The 14,792-nt window shown below is 35.2% G+C and carries 15 protein-coding genes; 11 read left to right on the top strand and 4 right to left on the bottom strand.

The window, feature by feature from the left end; all coding sequences use genetic code 11:
* The first annotated feature begins 32 nt into the window (after positions 1–32).
* Positions 33–1,364, top strand: coding sequence for a TolC family protein (locus tag NTZ27_04955; protein MCX6174084.1), 1,332 nt, complete (start codon positions 33–35; stop codon positions 1,362–1,364).
* 59 nt (positions 1,365–1,423) lie between these two features.
* On the opposite strand, the gene NTZ27_04950 is transcribed toward NTZ27_04955, so the two are convergent.
* Positions 1,424–2,599, bottom strand: a complete 1,176-nt coding sequence (locus NTZ27_04950; GenBank protein ID MCX6174083.1) for a class I SAM-dependent rRNA methyltransferase — start codon at positions 2,597–2,599, stop codon at positions 1,424–1,426.
* Between the two features lie 115 nt (positions 2,600–2,714).
* On the opposite strand from NTZ27_04950, the gene NTZ27_04945 reads away from it, so the two are divergent.
* The 8 genes from NTZ27_04945 to NTZ27_04910 all read left to right on the top strand — a co-directional run bounded on the left by NTZ27_04945 (position 2,715) and on the right by NTZ27_04910 (position 10,143).
* Positions 2,715–3,425: a GW dipeptide domain-containing protein gene (locus NTZ27_04945; GenBank protein MCX6174082.1), complete on the top strand. Its 711-nt coding sequence runs from the start codon at positions 2,715–2,717 to the stop codon at positions 3,423–3,425.
* 169 nt (positions 3,426–3,594) lie between these two features.
* Complete coding sequence (locus NTZ27_04940; protein ID MCX6174081.1) at positions 3,595–4,005, top strand: carboxypeptidase-like regulatory domain-containing protein; 411 nt, start codon at positions 3,595–3,597, stop codon at positions 4,003–4,005.
* A 55-nt stretch (positions 4,006–4,060) separates the two neighbouring features.
* A complete protein-coding gene (locus NTZ27_04935) occupies positions 4,061–5,095 on the top strand; it encodes a hypothetical protein (GenBank protein MCX6174080.1) in 1,035 nt (344 codons plus the stop codon).
* Positions 5,096–5,192: 97 nt separating this feature from the next.
* The gene (locus NTZ27_04930) at positions 5,193–5,378 is read left to right on the top strand and encodes a hypothetical protein (protein ID MCX6174079.1); all 186 of its coding nucleotides are present in this window, start codon (positions 5,193–5,195) and stop codon (positions 5,376–5,378) included.
* A gap of 97 nt (positions 5,379–5,475) precedes the next feature.
* Complete coding sequence (locus NTZ27_04925) at positions 5,476–7,635, top strand: M28 family peptidase (protein ID MCX6174078.1); 2,160 nt, start codon at positions 5,476–5,478, stop codon at positions 7,633–7,635.
* A gap of 106 nt (positions 7,636–7,741) precedes the next feature.
* On the top strand, positions 7,742–9,427 hold the full coding sequence (gene ettA, locus NTZ27_04920) for an energy-dependent translational throttle protein EttA (GenBank protein ID MCX6174077.1): 1,686 nt from the start codon (positions 7,742–7,744) through the stop codon (positions 9,425–9,427).
* Positions 9,428–9,482: 55 nt separating this feature from the next.
* On the top strand, positions 9,483–9,833 hold the full coding sequence (locus NTZ27_04915) for a four helix bundle protein (protein ID MCX6174076.1): 351 nt from the start codon (positions 9,483–9,485) through the stop codon (positions 9,831–9,833).
* A 112-nt stretch (positions 9,834–9,945) separates the two neighbouring features.
* On the top strand, positions 9,946–10,143 hold the full coding sequence (locus NTZ27_04910; protein MCX6174075.1) for a hypothetical protein: 198 nt from the start codon (positions 9,946–9,948) through the stop codon (positions 10,141–10,143).
* A 59-nt stretch (positions 10,144–10,202) separates the two neighbouring features.
* On the opposite strand, the gene NTZ27_04905 is transcribed toward NTZ27_04910, so the two are convergent.
* Both NTZ27_04905 and bshB1 read right to left on the bottom strand, forming a co-directional pair.
* Positions 10,203–10,589: a DUF302 domain-containing protein gene (locus tag NTZ27_04905; protein ID MCX6174074.1), complete on the bottom strand. Its 387-nt coding sequence runs from the start codon at positions 10,587–10,589 to the stop codon at positions 10,203–10,205.
* A gap of 68 nt (positions 10,590–10,657) precedes the next feature.
* Positions 10,658–11,389 carry a bacillithiol biosynthesis deacetylase BshB1 gene (gene bshB1 / locus NTZ27_04900; protein ID MCX6174073.1) on the bottom strand — a complete coding sequence of 244 codons (732 nt, stop codon included), beginning with the start codon at positions 11,387–11,389 and terminating at the stop codon, positions 10,658–10,660.
* Positions 11,390–11,513: 124 nt separating this feature from the next.
* On the opposite strand from bshB1, the gene gatB reads away from it, so the two are divergent.
* Complete coding sequence (gatB, locus tag NTZ27_04895; protein ID MCX6174072.1) at positions 11,514–12,956, top strand: Asp-tRNA(Asn)/Glu-tRNA(Gln) amidotransferase subunit GatB; 1,443 nt, start codon at positions 11,514–11,516, stop codon at positions 12,954–12,956.
* Here the strand turns inward: gatB and NTZ27_04890 are convergent.
* The gene (locus tag NTZ27_04890; GenBank protein ID MCX6174071.1) at positions 12,939–13,823 is read right to left on the bottom strand and encodes an SDR family oxidoreductase; all 885 of its coding nucleotides are present in this window, start codon (positions 13,821–13,823) and stop codon (positions 12,939–12,941) included. The two genes, gatB and NTZ27_04890, sit on opposite strands and share 18 nt — an antisense overlap.
* An 86-nt stretch (positions 13,824–13,909) precedes the next feature.
* Here NTZ27_04890 and NTZ27_04885 point away from each other — a divergent pair, with 86 nt between their 5' ends.
* On the top strand, positions 13,910–14,767 hold the full coding sequence (locus tag NTZ27_04885) for a deoxyribonuclease IV (GenBank protein MCX6174070.1): 858 nt from the start codon (positions 13,910–13,912) through the stop codon (positions 14,765–14,767).
* Positions 14,768–14,792: the final 25 nt, after the last annotated feature.

Genomic DNA, 14,792 nt, shown 5'->3' with positions numbered 1-14,792 from the left:
AATACAAGTTCACAAAAAATTGAGATGACCTGATGAAATTTGTAAAAATATTTTTCTTAATTAGTTTCACTTTTGTATTTGTAACAGGCGTTAATGGTCAAGAAAAAATAACTTTAAGTAGTGCTATTACTATCGCCCTTAATCAAAATACATCAGTTATTAAAAGCACAAATAGTTTGGATGCTTCCGTTGCGTCTCTGAAAAACGCATACGGAAATTTATTACCATCCTTAAATCTAAGCAGCGGATGGAACTGGCAGCGGACAAGCAGTTCGGGCAGCACAGTTCTTGATTATTTTGGCAATCCGCAGATTCTTGGAGCCAGTGAAACCGATTCCAGAAGTTACAGCATGTCTTTAGGCGGTAGCGTTACTCTTTTTGACGGGCTCGCTAACATTTCAACAATTAATCAGAGGAAGAATGATCTTCAAGCAGCTAAATACGATTTGGAAAAACTGAGGCAAGATGTTGTGCTTCAAACTGTAAATCTCTTCATCACTATTCTGAATAACGAAAAGATACTCAAGTTCCAAACGGAAGATGTAAAGTACAACGAAGATCTGCTTAACAAAGTAAAAGAAATGTTTGATCTAAGAATGAAAGCAAATGTAGATTTGTATTCGCAGGAATATCAGACTTCCAATTCTAAACTATCTTATCTTCAAGCAAAAAGTAATTATGAAAAATCAAAAATTACTTTTCTAAATTATTTATCTAAAGATATTTTAAAGGATTATATATTTGAAATGGATTCTTCTTACATACCTGAGTCTGTTAAAAATATTGATAATATTGATGTACTTCTTCAAACTGCTTTAGATAATAGAAATGATTACCAGAGTTCCAAATTAAAATTGGAAAGCTCCGAATACCAGTTAACTATTGCCAGGGGCGGTTTATTTCCAAGTTTAAGCGGCAACTATAATTTTTCCACCAGTGCTACACAGCCATCTGATTTGTTTAGTAGAAAAATTTACAGTTTCGGTTTATCATTTAGTTTTCCAATTTTTTCCAAATGGAGTACTGAACTTGCTATTCAATCTGCTTTAGTCTCAAACAAAAATACTAATGAAGATTTGAATGCACTGGAAAGACAAATTAAAAGCGATTTGAAAAATGCCGTTCTGGATTTACAAACAGCAAAACTGCAGTTAGAGGTTTCTAGGGCTGCATTAAAATCCGCTGAAGAAATTTGGGAAATTCAACGCGATTCTTACACACTTGGTTCTGCAACATACATTGATCAACAGCAATCATACAGAGATTACATTCAAGCAACTAATAACAGTATCGCCAGTGAATCAAATTATATCTACAGGCAGTTTGGACTTCTTAGCGCTATGGGCTTGCTTAAAAGCGAGTAATAACAAAAATTATAAATCAAGTAAACTTAAAAATGCTGAGGGATTTTTCTTCAGCATTTTTATTTTGTGAGAACCCTAACCGTAGCAAACTTCAAATAAACCGTCTCTTCCATTGCAGGCAAAGATGGATGATCTAGAGAAGCATTATTAAAATAAAAGAGTTGTATTTTCTTTCCTGCTTTAAGAGCCGCCGTATTGATTGCATCCATAAACATTTCTTCTTTAAGATGATGAGAACATGAAGAAGTAAAAAGCATTCCGCCATCTTTCAAGAGATCTATAGCAAGACGATTCAGTTTTTCATAGCCCTTGATAGCTGTTGCTAATGTTTTTTTGTTCTTTGCAAATGCTGGCGGATCTAAATTGATAACATCAAATGTTCTGTTTTCACTTTTACATTTTTCCAGATAGTCAAAGACATCCGATTGAATAAACTCGGATTTACATTTGAATCTGTTTAGAGAAAAATTTTCTTGCGCATTTTTAATTTCCTCGGAAGACGAATCTACAAATACAATTTCTTTTGCATTACCGTGAGCTGCATGTAAACCAAATCCGCCTGCATTGCAGAAACAATCAAGTACGAATTTATCCTCACAGAACTTTCCAAAAAAATCACGGTTATCACACTGATCAAAATAGAAACCGGTTTTGTGCCCTGTTGTAAAATTGATTTTGTATTTCACTGTTCCATCGGAAATAATCTCTTCGTTCATTTCACCAAGATAAATTTTATTCTCGTCCGGCAAGCCTTCCAGTTTTCGGAAGTACTCCTCCCCTTTTGTAAAAATATTTTTAGCAGAAAAATCTTTACGTAATATTTTTGTTATTAGTTCGATGCTCTTTTCCATTCCTGCTGAATAAACCTGTAGAACAAATGTATCGTTGTATTTATCAATGATAAGCCCCGGCAAAAAATCGCTTTCGCTAAAAACCATTCGGAATGATTCACGCTGAGAATAAACTTTTTTTCTGAATTCATAAGCTGAGTGTAATCTATTACTGAAAAGATTTTCAAGATCAACTGATTCTTCATTAGAGATAATGCGGACAGCTATTAGAGAATTGCCGTTATAAAATCCGTTCCCTATAAAATTATTCTTCGAATCATATACCCGGACAAGCTCACCATTGGAAATATCTCCTTCAGCTTTTGCTATTTCATTGCTAAAGATCCAGAGATGCCCTTGTTTTATTCTTCGTTCTTCATGCTTATTTAAAACTACCTTTGCCACAGTCTTCTCAATTGTTGAAACAAATATACATTGTAAAGATGAAGCATGCTTCGTCTCTACAGAAAAAATTTTATTATATTTGTGCGATAAAAATTTCAATTAAAGGAAAAATAGAATGCGATCGAAATTATTAGTAATACTTTTCTCAATTATTTTTATTGTTACTGCATGTAAAAAAGAAGAAGAACCTAAACAAACTGCTGTTACCAAAAATTCAAATATCCATCAAGTTGTTGTAGAAGAGGCAATTCAAGTAAGCGGGTATACATATATCAGAGCTAAAGAAGGCGATAAAGATTATTGGATGGCTGCAACTACAATGGATGTTAAGAAAGGTGAGACCATTTACTACGAAGGTTCAATGGAAATGAATAATTTTGAAAGTAAAGAACTGAAAAGAAAATTTGATTCTATCTTATTCGTAGAAAGTGTAAGTAAGATTCCTCCTGTAAATACCGGGAATAATATTAAAGCATCTCCTCAAAAACCAACAATCGAAAAAGAAAATATTTCTGTTACACCCGCAGCTGGAGGAATTACAATCGCACAACTTTTTTCCAATCCAAATTCTTATGCCGGTAAAATAGTGAAGATCAAAGGTAAAGTTGTAAAAGTTAATAATGGAATTATGAAAACAAATTGGGTTCATATTCAGGATGGAACAAGTGCAGGAGCGGATTTCGATTTGACAGTTACAACTAATGATATTGTAAACTTAGGCGATATTATAACATTCGAAGGGAGTTTAGTATTGAATAAAGATTTCGGTTACGGTTATTCATACAAAGTTCTTTTGGAGAATGCAAAGGCAAATAAAAGTTTGTAATTCGAATTAGCATTCATCTCAATTTTTTGAAGCGCAAATTCCAGTCGGTCGAGCAAGAATGATATACTGGCATGATGAACAAAAGGGATTTCATTGGGCTGTTGAATCAAAATCTAAAAAAGGTTGGAATCGTTTCACTAAGTATCTTGACAAAAAATCAGAATAAAAAATGAGTTCCTTAAAACAAAACATCTCATTAATAGTAAAAACTGTAATTCTTTTTTCCTTTTGTCTATTAACATATTGTTCCGATTCATCTCCCCTTCCCACTCCTCCCTTACAATATCCTAATGTACTTCAAGGACAAGTTTATAACCTCAGTCATCCCGGACCAATACCGATTGATTGGATACCACCGCCATATGAAGCGGTTTGCACTGTGATTGCTCAAGACATAACACAAGGAATAAGTCTGGAAGTTAAGACTGATAACCGCGGGATATTTCGGATAATGGCTCCTCCCGGAAATTATTATCTTCGCGTAAAAGAATCTTATATGTCATCTGAAACTGGTCCGTATCAATTAAAGGACGGTCAAATACTGGAAGTGAAAGCTTATTACGATAACGGGATGAGATAATTATTTTAATGGATCTTTTTCTTTCGTATTCTAAAAATTAATTCGATGGCAGAGAATGAATAAACTATTCTTGTTTATAAAAAACATTTTGTTCCTCATTACAATTCTTATCTCTATTATTTCATGCAAGGATAAAACAGAAATAACTGACAACTCTAATGGACCTGAAGTTTCCTTTGAAAGCGCATTTCTCTATTCACCGATGGATGTTGACAAGATTCAATGGCTTGATCCGCTTGGCTGGATTAACCCTGTTGGACATACATTCCCCACTGACCATGTATATTTTAATTTCAACATGTTAACACCAACTTGGCAGCCAAGAACAAATTACGTTTTACCTATTTATGCACCTGCTTCAGGAAAAATTGATTGGTACTTAATGGATAACGGACGGAATGATGATTCCAAAATAATGATAAAGGTGAATTCTACTTTTTCTTACTGGCTAGATCATATCATTCTTGATTCTGCGTTCGTACTCGGTTCAATTGTTACTGCCGGAGAAAAAATTGGAACTACGGCTCGTAGCGGAAGTGTTGATCTTGGTGTAATAAACCAAAATATAACGCTGACGGGATTTGTGAATCCGGCACGTTACCCTGGATCAATACATTGCGATTCACCTTATAAATATTTTCAAGAACCTTTAAAAAGTAAACTCTATTCAATGGTAAAAAGAAATGCGCCCGACAAGGACGGTAAAATTGATTATGATGTTCGTGGACGGTTAATTGGAAATTGGTTTCATGAAAGTGTAAGAATCGAAGATAGTATGGGACCATTAGCATGGCCTAAAGAAATTGCCTTTGCACCAGATTTGTACGAACCTTCTCAAATGATTCTTTCATTCGGAGGATATATTGGAATCACAGGCAAATACAAACCATCCATCAGCGATCCTGATCCTTCGCAGGTTTCCGTTAGCAACGGTAAAGTAATTTACCATGTAAATTATTTGGAATATGGCTATATGGGATTGTTGGCAGTTCAACTTTTAGATGATATAAGAATGAAAGTTGAATTCTTTCCTTTGAAGACCGGAGACACAGCAGAATTTGACAGCAGTGCTTTAATTTATACTAGGTAATAAAGCTGTAGAGACGCCCCATGGGGCGTCTTTACTCTTGTACTGTTTATATAGATTTAAATTTGTTGTAATTTGTTGTCATATAACAGAGGTGCAAATGACTAAGCTCATTCCTATTCTGTTCGGTTGTCTCATCATAGTTTTTCATCAGCAGTTAGCTAATTATTACCGCAGTTTCGGTAGAGATAAAATCCCTCCTGTAAAATGGAAATTTAATGAGCAAATTCTAATAATTATTGGACTGATTTGGATAATTGCGGGAGTGGTGAATTTATTTAAATAAAATAATTAATATAGAGACAATGCACGCAACGTCTCTACGATTATACAGTTTTATTGTTTTATGTTAGTACTAAGTCGTTCATAAAAAGAGGAATGCAATGAAAAATTTAATGAAAATTATTTTTCTTATTTCCTTTTTCCTTCCTTCATCATATTTACTTGCACAAAGCGATTCACTCATTGCGGCAATTTCTACAGATTCTTTAATATTCACTCTCAAAGAATTGACAGGTGCTTTACCAATAACCCTCAATGGAAAAGTTAAAAGTATACAAACTAGAGCTATACTAACTACTGGTAACCGTGTAGCTTCTGAATATATTTCTGAGCGGATGCAACAAAAAGGATTGAGTGTTGAACATTTATATTACCAAGGCACATACAATAATGTTCAATTAAACTTTACAGGTATTAACACAACCCCGGTAACAAATTTTCCGTTGTGGCTTTGTTCGGATTGGGGTGAAATTTTTAGTATGAAGAATTCAAATTCAGAATGGGAATCCCGTTTAAACTCTGCAACACCACAGACTGACAGACTCGATTGGATTAGTCCTCAAAATCAAAACACCATTATTGCGGTTGGTAAAACTGGAAATTTAGCTTTGACAACTGATGCAGGAGAATCATGGACAAAAAAATCAACTGGTATTGGATCAATATTACATTTCTTCTCTTCATCTTCAGGCACTTCAATTGCAGTTGCAGAAAAGGGTTCTATCTGGCGTAGTGCCGATCTTGGTACAAGCTGGACCAAAATTATTGTAGACACTAATACAACTATTTCACAAGGATCTTTCCTCAGTAACACTCATGTATTACTTATCGGTTATGACAAATCTATACCGTCACAAGGAAGAATGTACGAAAGTATGAATGCCGGTATTACATGGTCGGTCGTTCAAAGTACTTTCATCTCACAACTAAGGACTGTGTTTTCTACTGATTCTTTACATGCATGGTGCGCATCTTCAAATGGAGAAGTTTATTATACTAATTCTGGAGGTGTTACATGGAATAACAGTGTATTTGAGATTGGATCATCAGCCAATAAAATTTTCTTTTGTGATAATTCAAACGGATGGATACTTGCATCGGGGAACACATTCTTTCACTCAACTGATGGTGGAAATACTTGGAACTTTTTATCCTCGGTTTATGCACCAAGCACAATAAACGATTTTCTATTTTACGACTCTAGAAATGGTTTATTAATTGGAAAAGAAATTTCTAAAAAACAAACATCGGACAGCGGAATACAATGGTTAGACAATACAATACCTTTCCATTACAATGTTATTGCTACTATTAATGGTACTCAACGACCCGAACATTATATTCTACTTACTGCTCATTCTGATTGTACTCTTTACACACCGGCAAATAGATGGCTTCTCGCACCTGGTGCAGATGACGATGGCAGTGGAATAGCTGTATTGTTAGAATTAGCACGTGTGTTTAAAAAACATCCACTCCCTATCACTTTGAAATTTGCTAGTGTACCTGACGAAGAGGCTGGTGCAGGTGGAGCCAATAATCTAGGAACAACATTACTCAGTAAACCATATACTTGTCGTCTTGTAATAGACTTTGATATGGTTGGTTATGATTATCACTATCCAAGATCGGTAACTATGTCTTACTATGGTGGAACAGTTGCAGACAATTTGTTCACGCAATATGTAAATATTATTTCTGCTACGAATATTCCACTTACTCCGGTTGGCTGGAAAAATGCCACACCTGCCAATGCTGGAGGATTTTATAATAAAAAGATTCCAATATTAGGGTTGATGGAGGGCGTAGGCTATATGTCCTTAATACAACCAAATTATCACAAAACAAGTGATTTGTGGTCAACAATAAATCCTGAATATATTTCCAACATAGCACGTTCTACCGCTGCTTTTATTCATAATATTGCTACTGATTTATTTGTTGATATTTCTGAAGAAAATAATTCAATCTCTATTCCTACATCTTTCATTTTGGATCTTCCATATCCAAATCCTTTTAACTCAACTACAACACTCCGATTTGGTTTACCAAATCATGCTAAAGCTTCTATTATTATTTACAATCTTTTAGGACAGCAAATTGCTCAAGTTGCACAAGGATATTACGAGAAAGGATATCATACTGTTTCCTGGGATGCATCTAATATAAGCAGCGGGATATATTTCGCACGGTTAACTGTAATGGATGATTTTTCTAACAAGCTATTTTCAAAAACCAGTAAGCTACTTCTACTAAAATAATTGGTTTTTGAGACGCTCGGCTGAGCGTTTTTACTTCAAACCTATTTACATAGTTTCAGATTTGTGGTAAGTTTGCACCTCCTACAACAAACAATGTTTTAATATCATGGCAGTTAACGAACCAAATAAAATTATTTATTCAATGATCGGTGTAAGCAAGTATTACGATACGAAAGCGATCATAAAAAATATCTACCTTTCATATTTCTACGGTGCAAAAATCGGTGTGCTGGGACTTAACGGTTCCGGTAAAAGTACTCTTCTAAAAATCCTCGGCGGAGTTGATAAAGATTTCAACGGAGAGATTGCCCTATCACCCGGATTCACAATCGGTCTGCTCGAACAAGAGCCAAAACTTGATGACACAAAAACCGTAAAAGAAATTGTTCAAGAAGGCGTTCAAGAAATTGTTGATGTTCTGCGCGAGTATGATGAGATCAATGCAAAGTTTGCAGAGCCTATGAGCGATGGCGAGATGAATGATCTTCTCGAACGTCAAGGTAAAGTTCAAGAAAAACTCGATCACCTTGAAGCCTGGGATCTCGATTCTAAACTTGATCTTGCAATGGATGTGCTCAACTGTCCCCCGCCCGATACAATTGTAAAAGTTTTATCCGGCGGCGAACGGAGAAGAGTTGCATTGTGCCGTTTACTTTTAAGGAAGCCGGATATTCTTCTTCTTGATGAACCGACAAATCATCTTGATGCTGAAACTGTTTTGTGGCTTGAAGCAGAACTAAACCGTTATGCAGGAACAGTGATTGCAGTAACACACGACAGATATTTTTTAGATAACGTTGCCGGATGGATTCTTGAACTTGATAAAGGCGAAGGTATTCCGTGGAAAGGAAATTATTCATCATGGCTTGAGCAGAAACAGCAGCGTTTGTTTCAAGAAGAGAAGAAAGAAACAGAACGTCAGAAAACTTTAGCGCGGGAATTTGAATGGATTAAAATGTCGCCGCGTGCACGGCAGGCAAAATCCAAAGCGAGAATTTCATCCTACGAAGAGATGTTGAAAGAAGAAAGTGAGAAGCGGCAGAAAGATTTGGAAATTTATATTCCGCCCGGACCGCGCCTCGGTAATGTTGTGATCGAAGCGGAAAATGTTTCAAAAGGTTACGGCGATAGAGTGTTGTTCGAGAATTTAAATTTCAAACTTCCTCCAGGCGGAATTGTCGGTATTATCGGTCCGAACGGTGCAGGCAAAACAACTTTGTTTAGAATGATCGTCAGGCAGGAAAAACCGGATAGCGGTTCGTTCAAGATCGGTGATACTGTTAAACTTGCATACGTAGATCAAAGCAGAGATATACTCGATCCGGAGAAATCGGTTTGGCAAATGATAAGCGGCGGAGATGATATAATTCAGCTTGGAAGCAGAGAGCAAAACTCACGCGCTTATGTAGGGCAATTTAATTTTACCGGAGCCGATCAGCAGAAAAAAGTTGGAATGCTTTCCGGCGGTGAAAGAAACAGAGTCCATCTTGCAATTGCATTAAAACAAACTGCAAATGTTCTCTTGCTTGATGAACCAACAAATGATCTCGATGTAAACACAATGCGTGCTCTTGAAGAAGGTTTGCTAAACTTTGCCGGGTGTGCTGTGGTGATCAGTCACGATAGATGGTTCTTAGATAGAATCTGTACTCACATTTTATCATTCGAAGGCGATAGTAAAGTTGTTTGGTTCGAAGGAAACTTTTCGGATTATCAAGAGAATAGAAGACAACGATTGGGCAAGGATGCTGATGTTCCGCATAGAGTCAAGTATAAGAAACTTACGAGATAATGACTGAGTAACTGAGTGCCTAAGTGCCTGAGTAAATAAATAGAATGGGGTGAAAATGAAAACCTACAAAGAATTAATTGTCTGGCAGAAAGCAATCAATTTAGTTTCAATTATTTATAACAATACAAAAAATTTTCCTAAAGAAGAGATTTATGGATTGACCAATCAAATTCGAAGAGCTGCCGTTTCAATTCCAAGTAATATTGCAGAAGGATTTGGTAGAAATTCGAAAAATGATTTTAAAAGATTTCTGCGAATTTCGATCGGATCACTTTTTGAAGTTCAGACGCAATTAGAAATATCTAAAAACCTTCAATTCCTTTCTGAATTAAATTATCAAATAATTTTTGATGCAACCCGGGAAATTGAAGCAATGCTTGCTTCTCTAATCAGAAAGTTAAAGTAAATACCTATTCTTATAACACTTAGGCACTTAGGAACTAACAACGATTTTTGTTGCTTTGAAATTTTCCATAAGTTAAGTTCCATAAGCATTCACAAACTAAAGGAGTAAGTACATGAAAGCACCAACTGCTATGCGTGTTTGGTTCTTAGTTTTTGCAGTAATTATTTTTGTCGGTATTTATCTTACCGGTTTTTCTAATGCTCATTGGTTCTTATATCTGCCGGTTATTGGGATGGTATTTGCAGCTGTAACAGGAATTTGTCCAAGTCAGATTGCTATTAATAAAATGTTTGGTCCTAAAGGGAAGTAAAAATAAATAATTTTCTTTGGTGCCTAAGTTTCTTCTTAGGCACTAAGGAACTCAGGTACTTATAAACTCTCCAACACTTTCTGTAATTTAGACGAAACCTCAGCAGCAATTACCTCAAGAGCAGGATTTTTTACCACTTGCATTGATTCCATCGGATTAATAAAACTAACGAGAATATTACCGTTTTCCTTTTCTTGAACAACAACATTGCAAGGCAATAATACGCCAAGTGTTTCTTCTGTTTGTAATGCTTTATAAGCAAATTGCGGATTACAAGCGCCAAGGATTTTATATTTTCTAAAATCCACATCTAATTTTTTCTTCAGAGTTTCTTTAACGTCAATCTCTGTAAGAATACCAAATCCTTCCTTCTTTAATTCCTCAGTTACTTTTGCAATTGCTTCATCAAATGAATACTGAACACTTTTTGAATTGTGATATGACATATTTTCACCAAATTATTTCTAATATGATGATAACCGAGGGAATAAGATTCAATAAAAAGAATTGAATCTTATTTTCTTTCGCTGGATTTCAATAATTCAGCCAAATCAAGTTCAATTTCTTCTTCGCAGTAAAAAGCTTCGCCATATTCTTTACCTATCTTAAAACCATAACTGACTGCACGAGCTTCAAGATATTTTAGAAAGATCGGTTGACTTATAAATGTTTCCGGTTCTTTACTTTCCGAATTGTGAAATTGTGTGTCGTATGCTTTTACTGCTTTCATTTTTGTTTCGAAGTAATTACTAATATCTACAATAAATGTTGGCTTGAACTCGTATGTCTGCATAAAATAAAAAAGTTTTTGCGGACGGAACGGCATTTGAATTCTTTCATTGTCTTCGGTATTTATTTTAGCAAGTCCGGAAAAGAACATTGCTTCCTTTACTAATTGAGAAGTTCCAATATGGTCTGGGTGTCTGTCGTTAAAATACGGGGCAAAAATAATTTTAGGTTGATATTTCCGGATGCGCGAGATAATTTTTTTTAAGTATTCATCGTTGAATTTTAGACTTCCATCTTTCAATTCTAGATTTTCTCTCACTGATATCTTTAGAATTTCACCAGCATTCTCTGCTTCTTTTTTTCTTATTTCGGCTGAACCGCGTGTTCCTAATTCCCCTTTGCTTAAATCTATTATTCCGACTTTCAAACCGGTGGACGTTAATTTTGCAATCGTGCCTCCCATTGAAAGTTCTGCATCATCGGGATGAGCCGCAAAAATCAAAACATCAAGAATCATAACACCCTCAAGAAGTGATTCAATTATTCTATTTCAATATGAAGAATAATTTTTTGAAAGTAAAATACTAACCTATAGTTTGAAAATAATTATATTCGCCACTGTAAATTCGATCTCAACTATTATGAATACAAAATACGAAGCAGTAATCGGTCTTGAAGTGCATGCTCAACTTTTGACAGACACAAAAATTTTTTGCGGATGTTCCACCAAATTTGGTGTTCCGCCAAATACAAATGTCTGTCCAGTTTGTCTCGGTCATCCTGGTGTACTTCCGGTAATGAACAAAAAAGTTGTCGAGTTTACCGTACTAATGGGACTTGCCACAGATTGCGTGATAAATGAGCGATCTATCTTTGCCCGCAAGAATTATTTCTATCCCGATCTTCCGAAAGGATACCAAATTTCTCAATATGAAAAACCGATTTGCGAACACGGGAATATTTCTGTTGAGTCGAAGAACGGTTCGAAGAAAAATATTGGTATAACAAGAATCCACATGGAAGAGGACGCCGGGAAATCAATTCACGATCAAGGCGATTCCACACTAATTGATGTGAACAGGTGCGGCACTCCATTAATGGAAATTGTAAGCGAACCGGATATGCGCACTGCCGAAGAAGCATCTCTCTATTTAACAAAACTAAAACAGATTGTAATGTATCTTGGAATTTGCGACGGCAATATGGAAGAAGGTTCTTTGCGCTGCGATGCAAATGTTTCGGTCCGTTTGAAAGGTGAAAAACAATTTGGAACTAAGACTGAAGTAAAGAATATGAATTCGTTCCGCAATGTTGAGAAAGCAATTGAATTTGAAATTGAAAGACAGATAGATATTTTGGAAGATGGTGGAAAAATTATTCAACAGACTCTTTTATGGAATGCCGACTTAAATGAAATAAAACCGATGCGAAGTAAAGAAGAAGCACACGATTACCGCTACTTTCCCGATCCCGATTTAATGCCCATAGTTGTTGATCAAAACTGGAAAAATGAGATTGCTAAGTTGATGCCAGAGTTGCCCGAGAAAAGAAGAAACCGTTTTGTTGAACAATATTCGCTTCCAAAATATGATTCTGAAGTTTTAACTTCATCACGCGAGCTCGCCGATTATTATGAAAAAATTCTGAAAGTTACTAATGATTATAAATCAGCCAGCAACTGGGTAATGACTGAGGTTTTGAAAGTTATTAAAGAAGAGAATATTTCAATTAAAGAGTTCCCAGTTACTCCGGAGAAACTTGGTAATTTGATAAAATTGATAAATGAAAATGTTATCAACGGAAAAATTGCTAAAGAGATTTTTCCCGAAATATTAAAAACCAAAAAGGATCCACTAGAAATCATAAAAGAAAAAAACCTTGTTCAGATAACCGACACGAAAGAAATAGAAAGTGCAATCAATCGGATTCTATCATCAAATGAATCTCAAGTAAAAGAATTCCTCAACGGTAAAGAAAAAGTAATTGGATTTTTTGTCGGACAGATTATGAAGGAAACAAAGGGAAAAGCAAATCCGCAAATTGTTAATGAATTGCTTAAGAAAAAATTAGAAGCGCTTAGATAAAATTTCTTGGATCGAGTCTTTTGTCTTTTTTGGATATACTCCGTAAGAATTCAACTTCTCTATGTTCAATGATACATCGGCAACTTTATAAGTTAAACCAGTTTCATCCATAGTTTTTTTGATAATAAGATTTTTATTAAAACCGGCTATTTCACAAAGAAGAACTCCGAGTTCATACCTGGATAATCTTTCGCTTCCTCCAAAATTTAGAATTTCACCTGGAATATTCTTTTCAATTAACTTCCCTATCATTCTTGCCGAGTCAATTAAAGAAAGCGGTGTGCGGTATTGATCGGTAAATAATATTACCTCTTTACCGTTTCTTAAATTATCATACATTAAATGAAAATTATTTTTTGTGTGATTTAATCCAAACCCAATTAACAATGCCTCGCGAAGTATGAGATAATTATTAAACGTCTCTTGAATTTTTATCTCTCCCATTAGTTTCGTTTCTGCATAAAGTGATAACGGAATTAATTTTGCCTTTTCTTTCAACATTGAGCCGCGGTAACCGGCATAAACCAAATCAGTTGAAAGATAAATTAGCTCTGAATTGTTCTTTGCACAAAGTTCAGCAAGTTTTTTAGTTGTATTCACATTAATATCATAAACAACATCGGCAGAAAGTTTATCAGCTTTTTCCGGATTAGAGACTGCTGCAGTATGAACAACAATATCCGGCTTAAAAGAACTAAATATTTCGGTGAGCTTTATCTGATCAGTAATTGATAATTGAACAGAATTAAAATCTTTACAGTTGCCAATGTTGGTCTGATACTGAGTAAGAATATAATGCTTCTTACTCAATTCAAGATTCAGATACTGTCCTAACAATCCGCTTCCGCCGGTTATGAATATTTTCATTTTTGATTCACATTCCATAAATTATTTGTAGCAATAATATTATGTTTCAACCAGAAATAAAATAAAGAAGTACGAAAGGGAAAATAATGAAACACTTACTTGGTGCACATACATTTGTCTCGGGTGGACCGGCTTCTGCAATTGAGACCGCGGAGAATCTTGGCTTTACCGCAATTCAAATCTTCACAAAAAATAATAATCAATATTTTGCCAGAGATCTAAACGAAAAGGAAATAACTGATTTCAAAAATAAATTAAGTCAATCAATCATAAAATTTGTTGTCTCGCATGATTCCTATTTGATCAATCTTTGCGCAAAAGATCCGGAAAGTTTGCAAAAATCTCGTACATCATTCATCAAAGAATTGGAACGATGTGAGCAGCTTGGAATTCCTCAATTAAATTTTCATCCCGGTGCTCATACGGGACAAGGAGAAGAAGAAGGAATAAAAATTATTGCGGAATCTCTTAACTATGCGCATGAAAAAATCAAAGGGTACAAAACCAAAAGTATGCTCGAAGCTACTGCAGGACAAGGAACTGCTCTCGGATATAAATTTGAACAGCTGAGAAAAATAATTGATATGGTTGATGAGAAAGACAGAATGACTGTCTGCATTGATACTTGCCATATTTTTGCAGCCGGTTATAATATCCGCGATCCGAAAGAATATAAAAAAGTAATCAAAGAGTTTGATGATATAATCGGATTAGACCGTTTGCAGTGCATACATATGAATGACAGCAAAAAAGATTTGGGAAGCAGAGTTGATCGTCATGAACATATTGGGAAAGGATTTATCGGCAAGGAAGGATTTACAAATATCATGAACGATAAAAAGTTAGAGAAGGTGCCGAAGGTTTTAGAAACACCGAAAGAAAAAGATCAGAAAGAGGATTTGGAAAATATTAAGGTGCTATTAAGCTTGATAAAAAATAATTGAGAATGGAGAATTGAGAATTATATAA

Source organism: Ignavibacteriales bacterium (assembly GCA_026390775.1).
Lineage (GTDB): Bacteria > Bacteroidota > Ignavibacteria > Ignavibacteriales > Melioribacteraceae > Fen-1258.
This window is presented reverse-complemented; position numbering and strand designations above follow the sequence as displayed.

Bases quoted from the DNA above. Each gene is read 5' to 3' on its own strand.
- NTZ27_04940 (MCX6174081.1), top strand. From the start codon at position 3,595: ATGAGTTCCTTAAAACAAAACATCTCATTAATAGTAAAAACTGTAATT.
- NTZ27_04915 (MCX6174076.1), top strand. From the start codon at position 9,483: ATGAAAACCTACAAAGAATTAATTGTCTGGCAGAAAGCAATCAATTTA.
- NTZ27_04955 (MCX6174084.1), top strand. From the start codon at position 33: ATGAAATTTGTAAAAATATTTTTCTTAATTAGTTTCACTTTTGTATTT.
- NTZ27_04935 (MCX6174080.1), top strand. From the start codon at position 4,061: ATGAATAAACTATTCTTGTTTATAAAAAACATTTTGTTCCTCATTACA.
- NTZ27_04905 (MCX6174074.1), bottom strand. From the start codon at position 10,589: ATGTCATATCACAATTCAAAAAGTGTTCAGTATTCATTTGATGAAGCA.
- NTZ27_04910 (MCX6174075.1), top strand. From the start codon at position 9,946: ATGAAAGCACCAACTGCTATGCGTGTTTGGTTCTTAGTTTTTGCAGTA.
- NTZ27_04930 (MCX6174079.1), top strand. From the start codon at position 5,193: ATGACTAAGCTCATTCCTATTCTGTTCGGTTGTCTCATCATAGTTTTT.
- NTZ27_04890 (MCX6174071.1), bottom strand. From the start codon at position 13,823: ATGAAAATATTCATAACCGGCGGAAGCGGATTGTTAGGACAGTATCTG.
- ettA (MCX6174077.1), top strand. From the start codon at position 7,742: ATGGCAGTTAACGAACCAAATAAAATTATTTATTCAATGATCGGTGTA.
- NTZ27_04885 (MCX6174070.1), top strand. From the start codon at position 13,910: ATGAAACACTTACTTGGTGCACATACATTTGTCTCGGGTGGACCGGCT.
- gatB (MCX6174072.1), top strand. From the start codon at position 11,514: ATGAATACAAAATACGAAGCAGTAATCGGTCTTGAAGTGCATGCTCAA.
- bshB1 (MCX6174073.1), bottom strand. From the start codon at position 11,389: ATGATTCTTGATGTTTTGATTTTTGCGGCTCATCCCGATGATGCAGAA.
- NTZ27_04945 (MCX6174082.1), top strand. From the start codon at position 2,715: ATGCGATCGAAATTATTAGTAATACTTTTCTCAATTATTTTTATTGTT.
- NTZ27_04925 (MCX6174078.1), top strand. From the start codon at position 5,476: ATGAAAAATTTAATGAAAATTATTTTTCTTATTTCCTTTTTCCTTCCT.